The sequence below is a fragment of the Shewanella basaltis genome (assembly GCF_023283885.1).
GTDB lineage: Bacteria > Pseudomonadota > Gammaproteobacteria > Enterobacterales > Shewanellaceae > Shewanella > Shewanella basaltis.
Genome location: NZ_JAKILA010000001.1, coordinates 264,859 through 288,112, shown reverse-complemented (window position 1 = coordinate 288,112; position 23,254 = coordinate 264,859). Strand labels below are relative to the sequence as shown.

The 23,254-nt window shown below is 44.1% G+C and carries 21 protein-coding genes; 10 read left to right on the top strand and 11 right to left on the bottom strand.

The window, feature by feature from the left end; translation table 11 throughout:
• Positions 1 to 202 precede the first annotated feature (202 nt).
• On the top strand, positions 203 to 1,396 hold the full coding sequence (locus tag L2703_RS01325; protein ID WP_248969349.1) for a cyclic di-GMP phosphodiesterase: 1,194 nt from the start codon (positions 203 to 205) through the stop codon (positions 1,394 to 1,396).
• A gap of 36 nt (positions 1,397 to 1,432) precedes the next feature.
• Here L2703_RS01325 and L2703_RS01320 read toward each other — a convergent pair whose 3' ends face one another.
• The 4 genes from L2703_RS01320 to L2703_RS01305 are packed head-to-tail and all read right to left on the bottom strand — an operon-like array spanning position 1,433 to position 5,697.
• Positions 1,433 to 1,864 carry a group I truncated hemoglobin gene (locus tag L2703_RS01320; protein WP_248969348.1) on the bottom strand — a complete coding sequence of 144 codons (432 nt, stop codon included), beginning with the start codon at positions 1,862 to 1,864 and terminating at the stop codon, positions 1,433 to 1,435.
• A complete protein-coding gene (locus L2703_RS01315; RefSeq protein ID WP_248969347.1) occupies positions 1,864 to 2,706 on the bottom strand; it encodes a DUF3034 family protein in 843 nt (280 codons plus the stop codon). The genes L2703_RS01320 and L2703_RS01315 overlap by 1 nt, the downstream gene beginning before the upstream one ends.
• Complete coding sequence (locus L2703_RS01310; RefSeq protein ID WP_248969346.1) at positions 2,706 to 5,033, bottom strand: GGDEF domain-containing phosphodiesterase; 2,328 nt, start codon at positions 5,031 to 5,033, stop codon at positions 2,706 to 2,708. The genes L2703_RS01315 and L2703_RS01310 overlap by 1 nt, the downstream gene beginning before the upstream one ends.
• On the bottom strand, positions 5,023 to 5,697 hold the full coding sequence (locus L2703_RS01305) for a methylamine utilization protein (protein ID WP_428848637.1): 675 nt from the start codon (positions 5,695 to 5,697) through the stop codon (positions 5,023 to 5,025). The genes L2703_RS01310 and L2703_RS01305 overlap by 11 nt, the downstream gene beginning before the upstream one ends.
• 335 nt (positions 5,698 to 6,032) lie before the next feature.
• Here L2703_RS01305 and L2703_RS01300 point away from each other — a divergent pair, with 335 nt between their 5' ends.
• Positions 6,033 to 7,475 carry a sigma-54 interaction domain-containing protein gene (locus tag L2703_RS01300; protein WP_248969344.1) on the top strand — a complete coding sequence of 481 codons (1,443 nt, stop codon included), beginning with the start codon at positions 6,033 to 6,035 and terminating at the stop codon, positions 7,473 to 7,475.
• Positions 7,476 to 7,648: 173 nt separating this feature from the next.
• Positions 7,649 to 9,106: a cytochrome c oxidase accessory protein CcoG gene (gene ccoG / locus L2703_RS01295; RefSeq protein WP_248969343.1), complete on the top strand. Its 1,458-nt coding sequence runs from the start codon at positions 7,649 to 7,651 to the stop codon at positions 9,104 to 9,106.
• 103 nt (positions 9,107 to 9,209) lie between these two features.
• Here the strand turns inward: ccoG and L2703_RS01290 are convergent, their stop codons facing one another.
• Positions 9,210 to 9,722 (bottom strand): aldolase/citrate lyase/malate synthase family protein, encoded by a 513-nt coding sequence (locus L2703_RS01290; RefSeq protein ID WP_248969342.1) that lies wholly within the window; start codon positions 9,720 to 9,722, stop codon positions 9,210 to 9,212.
• A 151-nt stretch (positions 9,723 to 9,873) separates the two neighbouring features.
• Here L2703_RS01290 and L2703_RS01285 point away from each other — a divergent pair, with 151 nt between their 5' ends.
• Positions 9,874 to 11,403 (top strand): DUF3612 domain-containing protein, encoded by a 1,530-nt coding sequence (locus tag L2703_RS01285; RefSeq protein ID WP_248969341.1) that lies wholly within the window; start codon positions 9,874 to 9,876, stop codon positions 11,401 to 11,403.
• Here L2703_RS01285 and L2703_RS01280 read toward each other — a convergent pair.
• Together L2703_RS01280 and L2703_RS01275 are read right to left on the bottom strand one after the other, a co-directional pair.
• Positions 11,400 to 12,038 (bottom strand): type 1 glutamine amidotransferase, encoded by a 639-nt coding sequence (locus tag L2703_RS01280; RefSeq protein WP_248969340.1) that lies wholly within the window; start codon positions 12,036 to 12,038, stop codon positions 11,400 to 11,402. The genes L2703_RS01285 and L2703_RS01280 overlap by 4 nt on opposite strands.
• Positions 12,035 to 12,847, bottom strand: a complete 813-nt coding sequence (locus L2703_RS01275) for a hypothetical protein (protein ID WP_248969339.1) — start codon at positions 12,845 to 12,847, stop codon at positions 12,035 to 12,037. The genes L2703_RS01280 and L2703_RS01275 overlap by 4 nt, the downstream gene beginning before the upstream one ends.
• Before the next feature lie 304 nt (positions 12,848 to 13,151).
• Between L2703_RS01275 and ardA the strand changes: the two genes are divergently transcribed.
• Both ardA and ardB read left to right on the top strand, forming a co-directional pair.
• The gene (gene ardA / locus L2703_RS01270; protein WP_248969338.1) at positions 13,152 to 14,672 is read left to right on the top strand and encodes an acrylate reductase flavoprotein subunit ArdA; all 1,521 of its coding nucleotides are present in this window, start codon (positions 13,152 to 13,154) and stop codon (positions 14,670 to 14,672) included.
• A gap of 28 nt (positions 14,673 to 14,700) precedes the next feature.
• Entirely contained in the window at positions 14,701 to 15,054 is a 354-nt protein-coding gene (ardB, locus tag L2703_RS01265) for an acrylate reductase cytochrome subunit ArdB (protein WP_248969337.1), read from the top strand.
• A 295-nt stretch (positions 15,055 to 15,349) separates the two neighbouring features.
• On the opposite strand, the gene L2703_RS01260 is transcribed toward ardB, so the two are convergent.
• Positions 15,350 to 16,216, bottom strand: coding sequence for a LysR family transcriptional regulator (locus tag L2703_RS01260; protein ID WP_248969336.1), 867 nt, complete (start codon positions 16,214 to 16,216; stop codon positions 15,350 to 15,352).
• A 109-nt stretch (positions 16,217 to 16,325) separates the two neighbouring features.
• Between L2703_RS01260 and L2703_RS01255 the strand changes: the two genes are divergently transcribed.
• Positions 16,326 to 16,976, top strand: a complete 651-nt coding sequence (locus tag L2703_RS01255) for a TetR/AcrR family transcriptional regulator (protein WP_248969335.1) — start codon at positions 16,326 to 16,328, stop codon at positions 16,974 to 16,976.
• 87 nt (positions 16,977 to 17,063) lie between these two features.
• Here L2703_RS01255 and gorA read toward each other — a convergent pair whose 3' ends face one another.
• From gorA to L2703_RS01240, 3 genes are all read right to left on the bottom strand, one after another.
• Positions 17,064 to 18,419 carry a glutathione-disulfide reductase gene (gorA, locus tag L2703_RS01250; RefSeq protein ID WP_248969334.1) on the bottom strand — a complete coding sequence of 452 codons (1,356 nt, stop codon included), beginning with the start codon at positions 18,417 to 18,419 and terminating at the stop codon, positions 17,064 to 17,066.
• A gap of 98 nt (positions 18,420 to 18,517) precedes the next feature.
• Positions 18,518 to 19,042 (bottom strand): hypothetical protein, encoded by a 525-nt coding sequence (locus tag L2703_RS01245; RefSeq protein ID WP_248969333.1) that lies wholly within the window; start codon positions 19,040 to 19,042, stop codon positions 18,518 to 18,520.
• A gap of 80 nt (positions 19,043 to 19,122) precedes the next feature.
• The gene (locus L2703_RS01240) at positions 19,123 to 19,887 is read right to left on the bottom strand and encodes a hypothetical protein (protein ID WP_248969332.1); all 765 of its coding nucleotides are present in this window, start codon (positions 19,885 to 19,887) and stop codon (positions 19,123 to 19,125) included.
• 350 nt (positions 19,888 to 20,237) lie between these two features.
• Between L2703_RS01240 and prlC the strand changes: the two genes are divergently transcribed.
• The 3 genes from prlC to L2703_RS01225 all read left to right on the top strand — a co-directional run bounded on the left by prlC (position 20,238) and on the right by L2703_RS01225 (position 23,244).
• Positions 20,238 to 22,277, top strand: a complete 2,040-nt coding sequence (gene prlC / locus L2703_RS01235; RefSeq protein WP_248969331.1) for an oligopeptidase A — start codon at positions 20,238 to 20,240, stop codon at positions 22,275 to 22,277.
• Between the two features lie 182 nt (positions 22,278 to 22,459).
• Positions 22,460 to 23,035 carry a DUF2975 domain-containing protein gene (locus tag L2703_RS01230; RefSeq protein WP_248969330.1) on the top strand — a complete coding sequence of 192 codons (576 nt, stop codon included), beginning with the start codon at positions 22,460 to 22,462 and terminating at the stop codon, positions 23,033 to 23,035.
• The gene (locus tag L2703_RS01225) at positions 23,035 to 23,244 is read left to right on the top strand and encodes a helix-turn-helix domain-containing protein (RefSeq protein ID WP_160052104.1); all 210 of its coding nucleotides are present in this window, start codon (positions 23,035 to 23,037) and stop codon (positions 23,242 to 23,244) included. The genes L2703_RS01230 and L2703_RS01225 overlap by 1 nt, the downstream gene beginning before the upstream one ends.
• Positions 23,245 to 23,254: the final 10 nt, after the last annotated feature.

Below are 23,254 nucleotides of genomic sequence, written 5' to 3'. Positions count from 1 at the left end.
AAAGTCATCATTAACATAAAAGACAGTGATACATTAAAACCGCAATGGTTTTTACCCTTACTGATCAGGTCAAATGACTGTGAGCAAACGGTCAAAACAGCGTAAAATCAGTAGGAGAATTAACAGAAATGGGTCAAAATAGTCATGGTGGTAATGTGAGATTGATCTCGTTTTTAAGTTTTTCTTCCCGGAGTTCGTGTACATGAGTGATTCAGTAGAATCAAGCAATGTCATTAAGATCCCTGTTGATAAACTTGCCCTCGGCATGTTTGTTACGGCCATCGATCGCCAGCAAAATAAAGTCGACATTCGCAATCCTGGTCAAATTAAGCATCGGGACGCGATTGTTAAACTTAAAAAGAACAATATTGCAGTTGTGTGGGTCGATATAGAGCGATCGTCAGATACCTGTGGGTTAAAGAAAAGCGATCGAGCTAGTGGCTCATCGAACCCATTGGCTCGTAAAGCGACGTCAACTCGCGATGGGCAACAGGCTCAAGCTAAAAAGTTGCTTGCAGAAGCCAAGGGCTTAATTAAAAAGGTGATGTCTGAAACCTTCGAGGGTAAAGCAATCGAAGTCGGAGAGTTTGAAGACGTTGCCGATAAAATGATTGAGTCGGTAATGGCCGATGCCGATGCGTTTAAATGCATTTCGGCGCTGCGTACTAAAGACGCCTACTTGCTTGAGCACTCTATCAATGTTGCGTTCTTACTGGTGACGTTCGGTAAACATTTAGGGCTTGATCGTGAACTGCTTAAGCAAATGGCAGTGGGCGGTATTTTGCATGATATTGGCAAAATTAAAGTCGACAATGAAATCTTGCATAAGCCTAGTCGTTTGACGCCCGAAGAGTTTGAACACATGAAATTGCATCAAGTGTATGCAATAGAGATTATGAATGACACTCAAGGCTTGTCGCAGGTCAGTAAAGATGTGTGTTTAATGCATCATGAAAAGCTTGACGGCAAAGGTTATCCTAATGGTTTAACGGAAGACCAGATCCCTTTACACGGTCGTATGAGTTGCATTGTTGATATTTTTGATGCATTAACCGCGACGCGTTGTTACAAAGAAGCCATGAGTCCTGCTGCAGCATTTAAAATTTTACTCAGTTTGACTCCGTTTCATTTGGATCAAAAGTTGGTTTATGAGTTTATCCGATGCGTGGGAATTTACCCTGTTGGTTCGCTGGTACAATTGTCTGACGAGCGTATAGGTATTGTATGGGACTCAAAGGGGCGTGATGCATTACACCCCATTGTAAAATGTTTTTATTCTTTAAAACATAAGCGCTATACCGATGTGACCATGATCGATTTGAATAAAGAAGAGGTGTACATTGAGCGTGGCGTCTCACCGGGGGCACTCGACGTCGATCCAAGTCCTTTTTATTAACGATTCTGGTGTTACGACCAACTGCAACGGGCCACGTTAATGGTAGGTAATGTCTTGGTACATTGGTGCCAGTTTGGCAAGTAATGCGTTACGGGTTGCAATAGGTACATTTTGTTGCTTGAGCGCGTTAATTAAGTGGCCGACAACGGCGTCAAAATCCGCTTGATTAATGTGCAACCCAATATGAGCATCATACATAGACGCCCCGTTGTACTGACACTCCCCGCCACTAATTACACATAAATGTTCAATTAACCGTTGACGAAATATCTCAATATCAGTTTGAGCAAAATGGTGCACTATGCGTTTATCTTGTGACAAGTTGACTAAAAAGCGATCGGTGATTTGCGCTATCCCCTGGGTGCCGCCGAGTTGTTGGTAAAGCTGGCTGGGTTGGCTTGCGCAAGCCGTTAGCAGCAGTAATAGCCCAAGCATTAACGCGCTAAAATAGTGGCGGGTAGTCAACATTACAGCGTCCCCTCAATCGATAAATACCACCCTTTTTGCCGCTCAAAGCCTGCAATGCTGCCTAAATTGGCATAAGCACCTACAAGGGATAGGTGTTTGTTGATAAACCAGGCCATAAATATATCCTGCCAATCGTCTTCTTTAGCAAAACTCAGTTGATTTGGTTTTTGTTTATACTCATACCCCAAAGCAATATTGTCGGTTAATAACAGTGCAACTGAAACTTCAGTTTGTAGGTGATAATCATTATTGGTTGTGGTGCCAAATCCCAGTAATCCGGTTTGATTCGCTTTGGTCGCCCTAAGTGTTAAATTTGTCACCAGGTTGCGGCCCGCTATCGCGTCAAAATACACTTTACTGGCTGCTAGGTAGGCATCGAGCCCCCAATCATTACGTGCACCTACCGCGTTGGGAATCGTAAAGTCATCAACGCGTTTATACTGCAAGCCTACGCTAATTTGTGGCAGGCTAGTGTAAAGTAACTCACCTGCAAGTTTATATTTAATGCCAATAATATCCTGGCCAAGCTTGCCGCCCATGGTGTCGAGGTCAAAAGTTTGTTTGGTTAAGCTTACCTCAAAGCGATTATCGACACTGAGCGAGGCTCCTACTGCTTGTAACGTAAAGTCATCAACTGTCACCAAAGTGCTCATTGCCGTTGCAGACCATTGTTCTGTGCTGGCATAACCGTTGATAACAGCCCACGGCACTATTCCGCCGCCCGCGGCACCTTCAATGGTGGTGGCACCAGCAGTTGCAATCACTTTACTGGTATCTGCTATGACGGGGTGATGAATACCTGCCACAACACACAGACAGAGTATTAATATTTTTTGCAACATTAGTTCACCGTATCCTTGATGTTAGCGCTCAGATTGGGCTGATTAAATTGGCTAAACCATGTTGTAAATTCATCGGCTTTGAGCGGTTTTGAATACACATAACCTTGTACAATATCGCAATCGAGTCGGCGTAAAATATCGATACCTTCAGCGGACTCGACCCCTTCGGCAACAACAGATAAATTGAGCCCTTTTATTAGCCGAATACTGGTGTCTACAATCATTAAGTCTGTTGCATCTGTATGAATATCTTTAATAAAGCTGCGATCAATCTTAACCTCGTTTACGGGCAACATTTTTAAATAGGCCAGTGACGAATGGCCTGTGCCAAAATCATCAATGGCAATAGCGATACCTATGCCCTTAAATTGTTGCAACACCGCAATCACCGTTTGAGCGTCTTTCATTACCGCGCCTTCAGTTACTTCTATCGACAGCGCTTCAATAGGTAAATGGTTATCGGCTAAAAGCTGTTTAATGTCCAGAGGCAACTGGGCGTTGGTCAGGTCGTGGGCCGATAAATTGATGGCTACGGTTAATGCTATTCCTTGCGCTTGCCATTGGGCCAGTTGCTTAATTGTTGTGTTAAGCACCCAGTCACTGATCATCGAAATATTCCCCGAGTTTTCCGCTAGGCGAATAAATTCATCTGGCGGAATAAAACCCAGTTGCGGGTGTAGCCAGCGAATGAGCGTTTCGGCGCTGTTACAGCTATTACTATGGATATCCACTTTGGGTTGAAACACCAAGTGCAATTGTCCCTGGCTGATGGCAATAGGTAAATCGCGAATAATCATTAATTCGCGAAGATAGCGTTCATCCTCACCTTGCAGGTATGTGGCAATGGTTTGAGATTCGATACGCGCCTGATTTAATGCAATTTCTGCGTGACGGATTAATTTGTCGATATCATTGTGGTTATAGTCACAGCTCAACTCGACCAGACCAACCCGAACATTTACGCTGATTTTAGAACCCGCAATATCATAAGGTTTAGTCAGTTGGCGTAAATACATGTCGAGCTGTTCACGGCTAATGCTTGGTTGAAATAACAATAAAAACGAGTCGCCATCTAAACGCGAAAGTAATGTTGGTAAAGGGGATAAACTTTCTAAACGGCTCGCAAATAGCATGAGTAAGTTATCCGCATTCGCAAAGCCGATAATGTTATTTAAATGACGAAAGTTTTTAATGTCTATCATTGCGATACAGCCATGCATTGACATTAATAGCTGACCGAGTTGCTGTTTCGCAGCAGCGCGATTATATAAGCCTGTTAAGTTGTCGTGCTGTGATTGATAGACCAACTCATGCTCACGGGACTCGATATTTTCGCGCATCACCGATAGGGTATTGGCTAACACTTGCAACTCTGCAGGGGCGCCCGTTATGGGTTGTGGGTTTTCGCCTTGACCCACTTTACGGGCAAAATTGACCAGCGCGTAAATTGGCCGTGTTATGCCGCCAGCAAACCACGCAGCAATTAAGAATGCCAATAAACAGGTGAGTGCAAATATCATCAGCATATTATTGCGCAGTGCATCGTAGCTTTGTTGCCATTTTGCATTTGACTGGTGCAACACCGCCCATTGGTGATTGCTGTTTCTATCGAGGGCAATGGTTGTAGATAAATACTCGTTTGGAAGCGTATCGCTAAAGTTACCGACATTTTGCGCTAATTGAGCGATATTGCTTAACACCTCTTGCTGCAACCCTTCTGGCAAGGTTGACACTATGTCGACTCTACCCGATTGGTTAATAAAGCTAATATCTATTCCTGTTATGGTTTTAGCTTGGTCGGCAACGGTTTTGTCCATCGTAAAGCCCATGCCCACCCAAGCGATTAAGGTGGGGGCTTTTACGGGTTGTAGCACAAATTGGTAGCTACTATGGTCAAAGTTAAAAATATCGAAACTGGTTGAGCGGTTTTGCGTTAGGGCAAAAAGCTCATTAATGTTTTCTGACGTCAGCCCTTGTAAACTTGATGATAATAATTTGCCTTCTGGCGACAGTAAAATCACGGCACTGGCATTAATTCGTCGCCCATGATTGGCTAATACCGATGAAATGGTGTCTTGCTCGCCTGTAGCAACCGCACGCTTAAAACCAAAGTCTGCGCTTAATAAAGACAAACTCTGGCTGAGCTGGTTATTACGATTTGACAGCATTTCAACAAAAATATTAGAACCAATATTGAGGTTTTGAGTTTGCTGCTGTCGATAGTCTCGTTGGGTTGCGGTCAGCACAAACAGCGCCGTAGTTAACTGCATCAGCGTTAGTATCAGTAAAAAAGCAATTATCAGCTGGTTGCGAAAACTATTTGGCATGTTGTCCTGCGTGTGAGCTTGCATTGAAGGAGGCGCCAAAGCCGCTAGGCGGTGAAGAAGGCTTATTTTGTCTATTTACATCGAGTGTTAAGGTCACCGCGTGACTCGACTCGTTAATGATGATATTTGTTGGTTGTGGCTGAACATTTTGCCAGGGGTGCCAAAGCGTGACGGTATATTCGCCAGTGGGCAAATCGGTAATGCTGGCTAATCCGTTGTCATCGCTTGAGGCAAAATAAGGGCTTTTTGCCACGTAAATAAAGGCTTGCATATAGTCGTGAATATTACAGCCAATAGCGACTAAACCTGGTTGGTCAAATAAAATGGGCGCTTCTGCTTGGCCAACATACAACTTTAATTCAAATTGCTTGGCTGGAGAAAAAGAATAAACATGATGGCGAGTACGGTCTAGGTTAGGAAAATCGACTTTAGCGCCTTGAGGTACAGCAAGCACAAACGGTGAAAAAACGCGATTTTCTTGGCGCATTTCGTAGTGCTGTGGGGCTTTAGGAGGCATTGCCGATGCCGTAACAGGGGTTAGTTCTACAACGGTATCACCTAAGGCAACGCCCTGAGTATCAGTCATGTTTACCGATAACGAGGCAGCAGTTAGCGAGGTGCAAACAAAATACGATAAACACAATAAACAGTCTGTCAGTCGAATCATTGGTTTTTATATGCCTTCTTCGTTTGTGTGACACACAAAAGTTAACCCTCTACGCTGGTAGTTATCATAACTCACAATACGGATAAATACTTCATTTCTATGTGGTTTAGACTACGTAATACAGCCAACATCAGTACATGATATTGACCGCTAACACTATAACAATAAAACCAGCGTTTCTTTTAGTTTAGCGTAAATATTGAAAAGGTCGTGTGTCAGGGTGGCTAAGTAAAGTGATAAAGGCACAATGACATTACTGCAGTGAGTATTAGGTCGCGATATTTCGTGACTTGGCTATACTATGGTCATTATTGATTTAACTTGTGGCGATTATGGCTGATTCAAAAAACGATTTAACAGCACCGGCTAACCACTTTTTACCTGAAAACACCTTGTTGTTAAATGCTATGACCGAAGGGGTATACGGTTTTGACTTGGCTGGAAATGCGGTATTTATTAACCCTGCCGCAGAGCAAATGACCGGCTGGAAGAGTGAAGAACTGATAGGCAAAAATATCCATGATTGTCACCACCACAGCCATGCTGATGGTAGCCATTACCCACAACATGACTGTCCTATTTACCGTACATTACACGACGCCATACCGCGCCAGGTATCTGATGATGTTTTTTGGCGCAAAGACGGTAGCAGTTTTCCGGTATATTACAGCTCGACCCCTGTTTATCATCAACAAAAGCTGGTTGGTGTAATCGCGATATTTCGTGATGTCAGTATGCAAAAACATACCGAGCAATCACTTAGGCAAGCCTTGGCGCAGGTGCAAGCCTTGTCTGAGCGCCTCGCATCTGAAAACCAATACTTACTCACCGAACTACAAGGTCAGCAAGGCGCGTTAGGCCTTTCAGGTAATAGCCAACCGATTAAGCAGTTAATTCAACAAATTAATTTGGTGGCAAATACCGACAGCACGGTACTTATTTGCGGTGAAAATGGCACAGGCAAAGAGTTAGTGGCTCGCAGTTTACATCGCTTGAGTCATCGCAAAGATCAGCCCATGGTCAGTGTTAACTGCGCGGCTTTTTCCAGTGCATTATTAGAAAGCGAGCTCTTTGGCCATGAAAAAGGTGCCTTTACTGGGGCGACAACAAGACGTAAAGGTCGGTTTGAGTTGGCCCATAATGGCACCTTATTTTTAGACGAAATTGCCGAGCTGAGTTTATCTGCCCAATCTAAATTGCTACGAGTGATTCAAGAGCAAAGCTTTGAGCGTGTTGGCAGTAGCGAAACCATCCGTGTCAATATTCGCTTAATTGCAGCAACTCACCATGATTTAGCCGCGCGAGTTGAACAAGGCTTATTTCGCATGGATTTATATTATCGCTTAAATGTGTTTCCCATTACGGTGCCGCCGCTGCGGGAGCGACGCGAAGATATTCCCCAATTAGTGAGCGATTTGACGGCATCATTGAGTAAAAAGTTAGGTAAAAAAATCACCAAAGTGAGCTCAAAAGGGCTGCAAAACTTACAGCAGTACAGTTGGCCCGGTAATGTACGAGAGCTGCAAAACTTGATTGAGCGCGAAATCATTTTGTCGACTCATGGCCTGCTCTCTTTTCATACCCTGCCTGCCACAGTGACATCACCACAAGCAACGGGCGCCCTTACCATGGCTCAAGCGGAAGCGGCCCACATTGTCTCTGTGCTCAATATGACGCACTGGCGCATCTCAGGTCCTCAAGGCGCCGCAGCCATGCTCGACATGCCTGCCAGCACCTTGCGCTCACGGATGAAAAAGCTCGCCATAACACGATAAATCACCCAAGAGTGGAAATGTCAGCCACGATATATCGCTACTATCGCGGTATATCGTGACTTGTTGCGGCCGGGATTAATTTTAAATCTATTTAAATCAGTGGGTTGAAACTTATTTTTGGTTGGCTTGGTCTTTGCTATAGCAGGGGATTACTGTGTTATAGGAAATCCGTTATGCCCAATTCATCAACTCACGCCGCATCTCCGGCTCAGCCGAATACCCATGTCGGTACATCGCAACGTATTCCGGTGGTTGAAATCGCCCCAGTGTCGAATAAAATCCATGTCCGGGAACAAAAAGGACTATTCCAGCGCTTACGCCAATACAGTAATAGTTGTTTGATTGCGATTTTTTTCATTTTGCCGTTTATCAATTACCAAGGCCGACAAGCGATTTTGTTTGACGTGACCGAGCAGCAATTCTTTTTCTTTAATCTCACCTTATGGCCGCAAGACTTTACCTTACTCGCGTGGTTTTTTATGGCTGCCGCGTTTGCACTGTTTTTTGTCACCGTGTATTGGGGTCGAGTGTGGTGTGGATTTTTGTGCCCACAAACCGCCTGGACCTTCATTTACATGTGGATAGAAGCCAAAATAGAGGATAATCATCATCACCGCGCCGCATTAGATAAAGCGCCATGGTCAATCAGTAAATTTCGTAAAAGACTGACCAAGCATGCATTATGGATTGTGTTTGCCTTACTCACAGGTTGCGGGTTTATTAGCTATTTTATGCCTGCCCGTGAACTGTATATTGATATATTTACTGCAAGCAGTGGTTTTTGGACCGGTGCCTGGGTATGGTTTTTTGCCCTCTGCACCTACTTAAATGCCGGTTGGATGCGCGAAATGATGTGTTTGCATTGCTGCCCATATTCACGTTTTCAGGCGGTGATGTTTGACGCAAACACTAAAACGGTTAGTTATGATACTGAACGGGGTGAGTCCCGTGGGCCACGTAAACGTGCTGAAAAAACCGAGTTAGGTGACTGTGTTGATTGCAATTTATGTGTGGATGTTTGCCCCACAGGCATTGATATTCGCAATGGCTTGCAATACGAGTGTATCAATTGTGGCGCTTGCGTTGATGCCTGTAATCAAACCATGGAAAAGTTTGGTTATGCGCCAAATTTAATTAGTTTTACCAGCGAAAACGCCTTAAAAGGCCAGCCGCAAACCAGTGTGTTTTCACTCAAAGCCCTAGGATATGCCAGCGCACTGCTAATAATGATTAGCTTAATTATTATCGATTTAAGCCAATTAAGTCATATTCAGCTTAATGTCATCCGCGATCGTCAAACCTTGTACCGTGAAGTGGGTGCAGATAGGGTTGAAAACAGCTATCAGCTTAAAATTCGTAATAAAACTCAACAAGCTGCAGTGTATCAAATTGCAGTGCGCAGCGATAAAACGCCCTCGTTGACCATAGTGACCGACACTGTGGTGCAGATAAAACCAGGCGAGCAATTAGATTATCCGGTGACGGTTAGTGGTCGTCGTAGTGAGCGCGTTGATGGCACTAGCCAGCAAACATTGCAATTTAGTGTGACTCAAATTAACAGTGTGGTTAACTTAACCCCAGTGGAGCCAGAAAATCAGGTGACGCAGCAATCACGTTTTTTTTGGCCGTAAATATCAGTTTATTAATTTGCTACTAACGCAATAGCAAAAGGCTTCTCGCATCATATATGGGAGAAGCCTTTTTATAGGGGTGCGAGCGTTAGCTCAGTATCTATTAACGCTGATGCAAGGCGTAGTCTGTGCCATCTTTAGCGGTGAACACTTTACAGTTACCTTCAGTAGGTTGGCAGCTGGTGTGCAATAAGCTTATCCACTGCTTGTAAGGTGTAGGTAAGTTTTTAATTGGCATAGACACTTGAATATCTTCAATATGTGCACAATCTTTTGCGCCTAGTTTACCAAGGCGGTCAAAACAAATTTCTACATGGGTATCGTTATTTTTTAATACCACAGAGGTCGGTTCATTTTTGTGGCCCGTTAACGCCACAAACTGACATGGATTTTGTAAGCCACACTGGGTGCCATCTTTTAAGAAAGCCAGTAAGTGGTTGTAGTAAACCACGTAACTGCATACATCTTGATGTGAACCATTGGCTAATGGAAATTGCGCATCCAAAAAGTCTTTTGCATTTGCACTACGATCATCTTGATTGGTGGTCGCCACAAATTGCTCACCGATGAAGCGGTTAAGGTTTTGGGTGGCTGTGTTGCTTGCTTGAGTAGACATATTCATCGCCTTATCCTCTTCTTGTGTTGTAGGTCAGAAATTAATTTTGTTATTTGTTTATTATTAAGCCTTGTTAGCAGCTTGATTTTTAGTCTATGCTATTTTTACAAAGAATTTCACAATAAAAATTTTACACTGTGAATTATACAAAATGAGAAATGAAAAAAGCTTAATGCGAAAGACCCATTTTTTGGGCACAAAGATAAGAAACTTGCGTAAACGCAATAACTTAACCATGGAAGACTTGTCGGCTCGCTGTGTGCGAGTCGATTCGAGCAATGCACCTTCTGTGTCATATTTGTCGATGATAGAGCGCGGAAAACGTGTTCCTAGCGCCGATATGTTGGCTGTTGTGGCGACGGTTTTTCAAAAAGAAGTGGAATGGTTTCTTGATGATGTGCCAGAAGATGAAGCCATTACACCAGAAAAAGGCAATAAAGGTGGCGTGAGCGGAATGCCGCTGGAGCCGAGCTTTCTGTTTTCGAATGACATTTTGCAAATCGCCATTCCTGAAATGTTATCGCAAACCGGCACAAGTGGTCGTCAATTTGCGCATTTGCTTATTCGTGCACACCAAGAACATCACCAAAACCACTTTCCTGATTTAGAGCGTGCTGCTGAAGAGGTTGGCTTAAAACGCATGCCATTGGCCATAGAAGACATTATGGATATTGCCAAAGGTATGGGATTAAAAATTAAGTGGATTGATCGTGCGCCAAAAGAAGTGATGGACGAAATGGGCATGAGTTCAAAACAGTTGGTTACCTCCTTTTTTGAACCGCCTGGCACCATTTACATCAGTAACATTCTCAAAACGCGGCCTAATCGGCTTAAATATGACTTGGCGGTGCATATTGGCCACTGTGTTTTGCACAACAAAGACGGTTTAAAAAGCGTGATGATGTCGGGGCGCCGAGAAGACTCAGAAGATGCCTACGCACCACAGTCTAACACCTTAAATGCGCAAGATATTTTACACGCCTGGCGTGATTTTGAATCCAGCTTTTTTGCAGGTGCGTTATTGTGCCCCAAAGTGCCGTATCGGCAGTTACTTGACCGTCACGGCTATGAAATTAGCGTACATAAACAATTGCAGGTTTCTGCCTCTGTTGCCATGCGCCGCATGACAGTTGTGTCGCCTTATCCTCACTGGCATTACTTTGATGCCTATGCACCAGGTAAACTTAAAGCAGTGTATCGCGGTAATGGTATTCCATTGCCATGGGGCAATATGCGTCTGGTGGAAGATCCGTGTCAGCATTGGGCGGTATTTAGAATGATTAACGAGCCGGTTGTTGGTACGTCGGCACAGATTTCCATTTTAAATGTCGGCAATGAGCCGCGGATCTATTGTTGTGAGTCGATTAAGGTTGATGACTCGGCAGGTAACCCACATGTGTTGTGTGCCGGTATTGATTTAAATCCAGCAATTGAGGCGCAAGGTAAAGACGCGCAGTCGCTTGCTCACGACTTAAAGCAGGCGTGTGCTGGTAATGGTGGCTCAATTGACATCCCTAAACACATTAAAAAAGACCTCACCAGTGTCGCTAAAATATTGAACATTAACTGGATTGAACGTGGGATTAAAAACGAAGCTCGGTTAATTTGTTCTCGCGGCGCAGTATGCCCGCGTCAACCCAGTTGTTACGCTGCTGGGCGCAATTTGTGTGAAGATAATTAATTCACACCAAATTGCGCATCAAGTAACTCAAACAAAAATTGTTCAACTGGGGGGTGATATTGCTCGGTATGTGGCCCTATGGTTATTGGGCATTCATCAGCAAAAACCTCAGTTAATTGCTCAATTTGTTTAGTATCCCACTCGGGGTGAAACTGTAAGCCAATAGCATGCTGGTGGCGAAACATTTGCACTGAGCAACGTGGGCTAGAGGCTACTATATCGATAGAAGTCGGCAAGGTAATGGCTTGATAATGCCATTGTGGAACGGTTAACACGCTGGCGTCATTAAAGCGAATATCTTGCCATCCAAGTTCGGGCTCAGGCATCTCAACCACCTGTCCACCAAGTTGTGTTGCCAGCAATTGTGCCCCTAAACATATGGCTAAAATTGGTCTTGGTAATACTAGCGCCTGTTGGATGAGTGTTAACTCAGCCTGCATCCATAGCGGGTTATCTGCTACATTCATTGGCCCGCCCAATACCATCAACCCGTCATAGTCTGCCAACGATTTTGGTAAATCATCAGGTGCATAAAAGCAAACCAGCTTAATGTTGCGATGCTGCGCCCATAATCCAATGCGGCCGACCCCTTCTGCAGGGTGATGCTGAAATACAGCAAGAGTACGATGGCTCATTTTAATTCACCGAGCTCAAGGTATATCCGCTGCACACTGGTGTGAGCTGGCAATACTGATGACAATTGCGCTTCAGTGTTAAATAAGTGCGGCTCTGCGGCGAGAATTATCGTTTTAGCCAAGGGAGTTTGTACTTCATCAAGGCGCACAATGTGGTCTGCATCTGGGCGAGATGTGAGTGTGTTAACTAAAAATTGAACCTTGTCATTTGGCTGATAATTGAGGTTAAGGTAATGATTGTTAGCCTCTTTCACTAAACCGCTTTCAAGAGGTAATGGATTAAATAACTCCATTTTATCGACATTGATTGTTTGCGCCTGCCATTGCATTTTACCGCCGCGCTCAAAGTGCCCTTTTACTACATCTACCGTAAGTTGAGAGATGTGTTGTGGATGCTTGGGATCTAATAGCGATAAATCAAAAGTGGTAGGTACTATGGTCCACACGGGGTCATTACTGTTTGCGGACGCGCGGATCCCCTTAACGACTTCAGCCTGGATTTTGGGGTCCGCAAACGACAATTTATACACAACTTGGGCATTATGTGGTTGATGAAACATAGGTAAATGTGAGGCAAAAAGACCGTATTGGCTGCCAAAGAGTAACATTCCATGCAAGCCCATTTTGACCGGATACTCATCATGTTGACCGTGATCTTGTCGCCCTGTTGCATGGCTATTTATGCTCGACAAGCTCAATATCAACATCAAGTAGGGTATGAATTTAAACGCTTTTATTATAGGGGATTGGCCGATATCGCCAATTTTATTTAAAGATAACATTGCAGTGAATTTGCAATAAAGCAGCATGGTGATGGCTCCTGTCTGAAACTGAACAGATGGGGCCGTCCCCGGGTGAAATCCTAAAGATGTGCTTAGGCTGAGGTCGTCCTCAAGGTAACTATGTTAACGTTTTGCAGCCTAAAAAACCAGTCGCACAACTTGGACTTTATTCCAAAACAGTCACCAGTTAACAGTTTCTCGTAAAGTAATACCTACAATTGATTAGTTAGCATTGAGCCGTCTTTTCACCAAACATTAACATTAGTTCCCATTTTGGAATTGATTCCATCGTTATGATGAATCGTCAATTATACAAAAGGGGTGATGACCTATGAGCAATGTAGATCTGTTGGGGCGCCGTAAGTTTATTGCAGGGCTTGGTATTGCTGCAGGTGCAGCAATGGTAGCACCGGCAATGGCAGTGTCTGAAAAGGCTGACGGTGTTAAGTGGGACAAAGAAGTTGAAATCGTTATTATTGGTTCTGGCTTTGCAGGTCTAGCGGCCGCAATTGAAGCCACCAAACATGGCGCAAAAGATGTCCATATTTTTGAAAAAATGTCGTACTTTGGCGGTAACTCAGCCATTAACGGGGGCTTATTTGCAGCACCTGGTACGCCAATGCAAAAGAAAGAAGGTATAGAAGACTCCGTCGATAGAATGGTTAACGACCAATTGCTATCTGGTCGAGGTATTGCTGACGAAGCGTTACTAAGACACGTTGCTTCTCATGCCGTTGAAGCACTACAAATGACCTTAGATGCCGGTGCGCAATACCACCCATACTTACAACAATTAGGTGGTCACTCGGTCGCACGAACTTACCAAACATCAGTTAGTTGTGGTGCAGGTATTACCCAACCTTTATTTAAAGAATGTAAGCGTATCGGCGTACATACTCACAATCGTTCAAAATTTGAAGGCTTCCTTGTGGGTAAAAATGGCGAAGTGGTAGGTGTTAAAATGCGTACCAACTACCACTTTGGTGAAGACCAGCCAGGTAAAGTGTTAACTATTCGCGCCAAAAAAGGTGTGATTATGGCAACAGGTGGTTTTGCACAAAACGTTAATTTACGCATGGCACAAGACCCAACCTTAACTGCCGAAGTGGGGTGTACCAACGCGCCAGGCGCGACCGGTGAAGGCATGTTCGAAATGTTTCGTCTAGGTGCTGTGCCTGTGCATTTAGCCCATATCCAGTCGGGTCCCTGGGCATCGCCAGACGAAGGTGGCTTTGGTTATGTGTCTAACTATGCCATTTTTAACTTTCCGCATTCAATAGCGATTAACCGTTTAACCGGCCAGCGTTTTATGAACGAAATTGCAGACCGTAAAATCCGTGCTGACGCCGAATTAAGTTGCCGTGATGAGCAAGGTAGACCCTATCCGCCAATCTTGATTTCAAGCTTTAAAGATTCTAAAGCTCACCCCAATACTGAGAAAGTGATTAAGTACAATGTGGGTTGGAAGTTCGATACCGTTGAAGCGCTCGCCCAACACTTTAATGTGCCTTTAGCGGCGTTAAAAGCTCAAATTGAAGAATATAACGGCTATGTGAAATCGGGTAAGGATACGCAATTTGGTAAAGACATGACCCTAGCCAAAAATAAGACTATTGAAGCCCCGTTTACTGTGGTTCGTTTATGGCCAAAAGTGCATTACTGCCAAGGTGGTGTGCAAATCAATACAAAAGCAGAGGTAAAAGACAGCTTTACCGGTAAGCCAATTGTTGGCCTATATGCCGCAGGTGAAGTGTGTGGTGGGATTCATGGCATCAGTCGCCTAGGTAGTTGTTCAATTCCTGAGTGTATGGTGATGGGTATGACAGCAGCCCGCAGCATCATGAAAGCTTAACTAGACCAGTAAACAAGAGGAATCATTAATGAAAAATTTTAATATTATACTTGGGCTGGTACTACTTGGATTAACCAGCTTATCAGTACAAGCGGTTGAAATCCGCGACTACCATAAAGAGGTGATTGGTAAAGACTGTAAAGCCTGTCATGACAATGGCATTAAGCAGTTCCCGTCGGATCAATCTTGTCTACAGTGTCATGATGTTGATGAACTGGCAAAGAAAACGGCTAGAAGCGAAGAAGACAAGTGGCAAAACCCACATGATAATCTTCACTATGGTAAAGACTTGCCTTGCCAAGAATGTCATTCAGAGCATAAAACCAAAGAGCCGCTATGCAGCAACTGTCATACTTTTAAATATGACAAGCATAAAAAATAGACTTGGTTTGTTGGGGGCCAGTTGATCTTTCAAGGTTGTTTTTACAGCAAATTGTTGGCCATTACTTAAACAGGCCCTAGGGTGTAAATTATTCAGTGTTACCAAATGCCAATCAATGATTGGCATTTTTCGTGCTGTAGATTTGGCGGCTGTTAAAATGAACGACACTGGCTCGACTCAAATCGGCAACCATCCATTTTTGATACCTAGAGTGGTGATCATTACATTTAGTTATTAGCGTTTTTGTTTGGTTGTGTGATGCTGTATTGACGCCGCAACAACATAGTTGCAAAGGTTAGTCGAGTTGATAACCTTTGTGCTCAACATTGGCTTTGATCAAATTAATCAACTGTAGCGTGGCGTAGGTTTGTGTATCTGGATTGAGGTAAAGCGATTCATTAAACACGGGCAGTGTTGGTAAACCATGCTCAATGGGATCAAGCACCTGCATCTTGTCGGTGATTCTAAATTCGGCTATTGGCGCGACCACTAAGTCATTTTCGACAGCCATGCACAAGGCTTGGGGTGAGGGGGTCGACAGTAGCACATTAATCGGCCGCATCGACAGCCGATGGTTGGCAAATACTTGTGCTCTAATGGGGCAGTTTTCTGGATATAATCCCATCGGAATCGTCTTGCGCGTATGGGCATTGCCTTTGAGCGCGGCAACCCACTTAAAACGCCGAGTAAACAGCAACTCGCCATTTGTTGGTATTTGCCAATGGGTTGCAACAATGACGTCAAATTCGCCTTGGTGTAATTTTTTGTACAGATTACCGCTCACATCGGTGTCGATAACAAGTTCTATGTTAGTAAACTCACGTATAAATTCTAATAAGCAGCTGCTTAGGTAGCATTTTATAAAGTCGGTTGGTACGCCAAGGCGAATGACTTCACGGTTTTGGCCTTCTTTTAATTCATCCAGTGCTTGTGAATTTAACTGGATCATTTTATAGGCGTAATTAAGCAGTGTTTCGCCAGACTCGGTTAAGGTGACGCCTTTGTTGTCTCTTATTAGCAATGTTTGCCCAACACTTTCTTCAAGTTTTTTAACTTGCAGGCTCAGTGTTGATTGGGTTCGGCAAATTTTATCGGCAGCTTTTGATAGGTTGCCGCATTCAGCAACAGCAATAAAACTTTCTAATAATTCAATTTTTAACATGGGCTATTGAAAAAGTTCATAATGGCATCAGTATTACTCAATATGGCGTATCTAAAAAGCTTGCTATGGTGTAACTGTGAAGTTGAAAAGATTTTAGTTGGAGCTTGATATGACGTGCTGGGAAAAACGTGAAAACTACTTAATTGAAGTATCGCAACGTTGTTTAAAAGGGCACAAGACCTTTGATTTGTGCCGCTCGCATTTAGTTGAGGCAAGCCAAATATCCAAAGGTACCATCTATAATCACTTTACCTCTGAAGCCGACTTAATTATTGCTGTTGCCTGTGCCGATTACCACACCTGGTTAATGCAAGCTAAACAAGATACCGTGCAATACCGCGACCCTTATTTACGGTTTATTTTTCATCACTGCCAACGTTTGTATCGTATTTTGTCGGAGCAAGCTTTTGTCATTGCCAGGGTGGTGCCTAACGAGGCGGTGTTGGCCCAGGCGAGTGAATATTATCGTGAGCGCTTTAATCGTGTACTTGAGCAATATAAGCAGTGGAATGCACAAACATTAATGGAAATAGGTGAAGTTAGCGGTTTTAATCGCAGTGAGTTATTGTGCGATTATTTACGCGGTGCGATGATCAATAGTGATGACGCGCAAAAATATTACAACGATGCAGAAATGTACTATCAACATAGTTTTGCGATGACACACCTGATGGGGCATTCACAAAAACGTCCACCGAGTATTAAAGTGTTTTTGCTGTGGTTACAAGATAAAGACAGCAGCAAAGCACTTAGTGCATAAACGCGATATGCATTAGCAAATATGCTGTAATAAAAAAGCCGTGTTAACCCTAACACGGCTTTTTAGTCTTATTTTTAATTGCTTATTTTATCGCATTGTGACGAATTCTTCAGCGCCCGTAGGGTGGATTGCCACAACCGAGTCAAAGTCTGCTTTGGTTGCGCCCATTTTCATCGCAACGCCAAAACCTTGGAGTATTTCATCCATACCAAAACCGATACCGTGAATACCCACAACCACTTCGGTATCGCCAGCACACACCAGCTTCATTTTACATGCTTGGCGATGGCTAGTAACAGCGGTGTACATCGAGGTAAAGGTAGAGGTGTAAACCTTGATGTTGTCTTTACCATATTTCTCGACGGCTTCCGGCTCAGTTAACCCCATAGTGCCTATCGCTGGGTGACTAAAAACCACGGTAGGAATTAAGCTATAGTCCATTTTGGCATTTGGCATATTGCCAAATAAACGTTCAGACAATAAACGACCGGCTTTTACGGCTACAGGGGTTAATTCAACACCGCCTGCCATAATGTCGCCAACACAGTATACCCCTTTAGCTGTTGTATTTTGTTGCTCGTCGGTAATCACATAACCTTTAGCATCCAGCTGTACATCGGTATTTTCAAGGCCAATGTTACCCGTAGCAGGTGAGCGGCCAATGGCCCAAATCAGGCAATCAATTGTTAAGCTTTCACCGTTTTCAAGCGCTAAGGTTAAGCTGCCATCAGCATTTTTGCTCACTGACTTTGGCACGCTATGTGTGTGTAATGTTGGGCCGTCGGTAGCCATTGCCTCAACCAACCCATCAACTAAAATAGGGTCAAAGTTGCGCAATGGAGCATGTTTGCGTACCAATAAATGCGTTTCGCTGCCCAGTGCATGTAATACGCCGGCAACTTCAACGGCAATATAACCCGCCCCGACCACTGCCACACGTTTAGGTTGCTCACGCAGTTCAAAGAAACCGTCAGAATCGATACCGTATTCGGCACCCGGAATATCAGGTATGGTCGGTGCACCGCCTGTCGCTACCACAATGTGATCGGCGGTGTAGTGTTCGCCATTCACTTCAATGGTGTTGTTATTTACAAAGCGGCCATAGCCATTTAGCAGGGTAACTTTATTATTTGCAAAACCACGGCCATAGGCATCATGAATACGGCCAATATAAGCTTCGCGACTGTTAACCAAGGTATTCCAGTCGAATTTGTTGACGCTCACATCAAAACCATAATCTTTGGCGTAAAGGTTCATTGCTTCAGCAATATGTGCGCCATACCACATCACTTTTTTGGGGACACAGCCCACGTTAACGCAAGTGCCGCCAACGTGCTTTGCTTCAATAATTAATACTTTTGCGCCACGCATTGCTGCACGGTTTGCTGAGGCGATGCCGCCACTGCCTGCGCCAAGCGCGATATAGTCAAAATGTTGAGCCATGATGTTCTCCACTGCGGTTAATGCTTCCATTGTAGGGGGGATTAGCTTTGTGATCTAGTTGTTCTATTTGAGGAAACAGTTGCTTATGCCATTGCGTATTAACGTTTATATTGGCATTCACCGCGGTCAACGTCATTAGGGCCGCTGGTGGCGCACTTTAGGCAGGCCCACTCATCTTTTCTAATATCGATTTCATCTTGGTAATGACTAAATCGACTATTTTGCACTTGTTTTTGCTTTTTTTGTAAGTGTTTTATGCGACTGTGAAGCCAGCGACAATTGGGGTCATCTGCGACAGGCGTGCTTGCTTGACGTGATGACGATGCCACGGCTTTATTGTCGTCGATATATTGTTGCAGGCTAGGTTTAATAAAAATGTCGTCGGCATTGTATTTTAAGGCTGCGCGGTCTTCTGTGGGGAGGGTGAGGTGATTGCCCTGACTGTCGGTGGCATATTGTTGTGGTAAATGGTGTGCATGGTCATTATTGAGTTCGGTCGGGTTATTGGAGGTGCCCTCTATTAACTGGCTAAATTCAGAGGCGAGGGGGGTAGGCGTTATCCATAACAGGCCGAGTAACAATACATAACACCATGTGGCGGTTAGTTGCAGACGGGTTAGCATGTGCGTTCCTTGCGCGGTGAAATATTAACCCGTTAGTGTAGTCGCTCAATGTCAAAACGCGAGTAAAAGCCGTTAAAGGATTAAAAGTCCCACGCTAAAGAGACGCCAGCATAGGTTTCATTTAGGCTCCCTTGTTGGTTATTAACAGCAGCTTGTTGTTTGATGTCGTCTAAGGCAATGCTGTGGCTAATGTGGGCTAAAATGCCAAGGTTGTCGCGATATTGATACTGTGTCTCAAGGCCAAACTGAACATGGTTAGCACCGTTGTGGGTGTCGCTACTGTAACCAAAATCAAATCCTTGCTGTACATAAGGGCTTAGCGTTAGTTGTGAGTTTATTTCCCATGGGCTATGAGCGCTAAAAGTGACAAAATAGCCAGAGGCTTCGGTGGCATAAGTGTAGTTCACTGCGGGCACGAGCCAATCAATACCCCTGTAGGTCATTGAACTAAAAAACTCATTATCTGAAGCGCGCTCAGCACCGTAAAATTCTAAGCGCTGATAACCCAAGGTTGCTTCAACGTCATCGCGAAGTGCCAATGTATATTCTAGCCCCGCATTCCACTCGGTGTAGTGCACTTGGTCTGCGCGGCCAACCACAGCAAAAAACACCATGTTATTGCGCTCTACACTGGCAGCTGCCCATGCTATACCGCCTTTCTCAAGGTTATTACGACCCTCGGTAACATAGTGGTTTTCCCAACCCCAATGTAAACCAATATTGGTTTGTGTTTCATCTGCAGCAAAGGCGGGGTGTACCGCCACTAGACTTAAGGTGGCGAGCAAAGAAATAAACACAGCATTAAGATTGTTGGTACAGCAAGTCGTTAACCCAGTTAAGTTCATATTTTGCAGCCCAAGGTAGTGCGCTCTACTAGATAAGAGGTATAAGTAAAGGAGCTAAAAGATTTACATAATGCGTATGGTAGCCTTTTAAATATCAAATTAAATGATAACAACTCTCGTTTGAGATCTTGCTGTCAATAATAAAATGGTAAATTAAGTGTAAAGTAAATCTGTGGTTGTCGTCACTTTTTGATGATGGTAAATCCGATAGGCGTAAAAATAGATAGGGTTATACCATTGCGTATTAAACATGATTGCTGCAAAGCTTGAAAACGCAGTAAATTACCCCAATATATAAGCTAATTGACCTTATTGATAAATGTCACACGCAGTATTTAGAGGAATCTTTAATGAGCAATCCATTGCAAAATAGCGCAGCGTTACCCGAGTTTTCTAAAATTAAACCAGAACACATCCAGCCTGCGGTTGAGCAAGCCATTGCTAAGTGTCGCGACACCATTGAAACGTTATTAGCCAGCAACAGCGAATATACCTGGGATAACCTTATCGCCCCCCTTGAAGAAGTAGACGACGAATTAAGTAAAGTTTGGTCGCCAGTGTCGCACATGAACTCAGTTGTCAGCAGCGATGCTCTGCGTGATGCTCATGATGCGTGTTTACCATTACTGTCTGATTACGGCACTTTTGTTGGCCAGCATCAGGGCTTGTATGACGCTTATAAATCAATTCATCAATCAGCTGACTTTGCCTTGTTAACTCAAGCGCAAAAAAAGGTTATTGAACAAAGCTTACTCGACTTTGAATTGTCGGGCATTGGTTTAGATGATAGCCAAAAAGCACGTTACGGCGAGATTGTTAAGCGTTTATCTGAGTTAACCAGCAACTTCTCTAATCAATTATTAGATGCTACAGAAGCCTGGACTAAACTGATTACCAACGAAGCCGACTTAGCGGGTTTACCTGAGTCGGCAGTGGCGGCAGCAAAAGCCATGGCCGAGGCCAAAGAGCAAAAAGGCTGGTTGTTTACTCTTGATTTTCCTTCCTATTTACCTGTGATGACCTACAGCGAAAACCGTGAGCTACGTGAAGAGTGCTACCGTGCATTTGTTACCCGCGCCTCTGATCAAGGCCCAAATGCGGGTGAGTTTGATAACACCAACAACATGAACGAAATTGTGGCATTACGCCATGAATTAGCCAATCTACTGGGTTTTGCCAGCTATGCTCATAAATCACTGGCGACCAAAATGGCAGAGTCTCCAGAGCAGGTGTTAGGCTTTTTAAATGAATTAGGCCAGCGCTCAAAAGGCCAGGCGGCAACAGAATTGGCTGAACTACGCGCCTTTGCGAAAGCGCACTATGATGTTAGCGAAATGGCGTCATGGGACTTAAGTTTTTACGCAGAAAAACTGCAGCAACATAAATACGAAGTGTCGCAAGAAATCCTGCGTCCGTACTTCCCTGAAGATAAAGTGTTATCGGGCCTGTTTTATACCGTTAATCGCTTATTTGGACTCACGATCAACGAGAAAAAAGGCGTTGATACTTGGCACAAAGACGTGCGTTTCTTTGATATTTTTGACGCCGACAACGTGCATCGCGGCAGCTTCTATTTAGATTTATATGCCCGCAGCGGTAAGCGTGGCGGCGCATGGATGGACGATTGCCGTGGTCGCCGAGTGACGAGTTCGGGTTTGCAAAAACCAGTGGCTTATTTAACCTGTAACTTTAATGGCCCGGTTGACGGCAAACCGGCATTGTTTACTCACGATGAGGTCACCACATTATTCCACGAGTTTGGTCACGGCATTCACCACATGCTAACCAAAGTGGATGTTGGCGGTGTGTCGGGCATTAACGGTGTGCCTTGGGATGCGGTAGAGTTACCCAGTCAATTTATGGAAAACTGGTGCTGGCAAGAAGAGGCCCTAGCAGAGATCTCTGGCCATTACGAAACTGGCGAGCCATTGCCAAAAGCGTTACTCGACAAAATGTTAGCGGCAAAGAACTTCCAGTCAGGCATGATGATGGTGCGCCAACTTGAGTTTTCATTGTTCGATTTTAGAATGCACCACGAGTTTGACCCTGCAAAAGGTGTCGATATTCAAGGTATTTTAGACGAAGTACGCAGCCAAATAGCCGTATTAACACCGCCAAGCTTTAACCGCTTCCAGCATGGTTTTGCCCATATTTTTGCTGGTGGCTATGCCGCAGGTTATTACAGCTATAAATGGGCTGAAGTGTTATCGGCCGATGCGTTTTCTCGCTTTGAAGACGAAGGCATCTTTAACCCAGAAACCGGTAAGAGCTTCTTAAATAACATTCTTGAAATGGGCGGCAGCGAAGAGCCAATGGAGCTGTTTAAACGCTTTATGGGCCGAGAGCCAAACACAGATGCATTACTACGCCACAGTGGTATTGCAGCGTAAGTCATTAACATAAATACTTAAAAAAACCGACATTGAGTGTCGGTTTTTTTATGCCTGCGATTTGAAACTCTAAGGTGTTTTTTGTTGATATAGTCATCTCATTATCGTTTATCGATAATTTATTGTCGAATAAAGTTAATTGTGTTAGCGTTAATTTAACATTTGGCCACGATAGAACCACCATGGATAGAATTGTCTCGCTCAGTAAATGGATTAAATTACTCATCGTTTTATTAGCTCTATTACAAGTCAGTAGTTATTGCGGCGCCATGATGTTTGGCGAGTTTCAAGCGGGCGAATATGTCCTCACCATTGACTGGTGGGGCTGGTTTAGCAGTTACCTTGCGGTCGATTTTGGCTCTCCATGGCAAGCGCTTGCACAACGCCTTTATGATGCGGGTTTTCATCCGGGGCTCATTTTGGGGAGCGTTGAAATACTGCCTTACCTGTTTATTTATTATTTTCTGTATCAACTGTTTGGTTTGTATCAACAAGGGCAGGTGTTCACTGCGGCTAATTTTCGCTGTTTAAGCCATATTGCTTTGGTGTTTTTAGCGTGGATTTTACTCAGCCTTTTTTACCCAATGCTTGTTGCTTCTACCTTGCATTTTAGCGGCATTTCAAGTGCGGTTCCTATGTACTTTAGCCTAGGTAGTCAGGAGCTCAAATACGCATTGTTTGGGATGGTGTTTTACTGCGTCGCATGGGTGATGAAGCACGCGACAGAGCTGCAAGAAGAAGCGGAGTTAACCATTTAATGGCCATTATTATTGAGCTAGACGTCATGCTGGCCAAGCGCAAAATGAAGTCAACAGAACTGGCTGAGTTAGTGGGTATTACACCGCAAAATTTATCGGTATTACGCAGTGGCCGTGCGAAAGCGATTCGGTTTTCAACGCTCGACGCCATTTGCCAGCACTTACAATGCTCGCCAGGGGATATTTTAATCCACAAGGAAGATCAATAATTAAGGACAA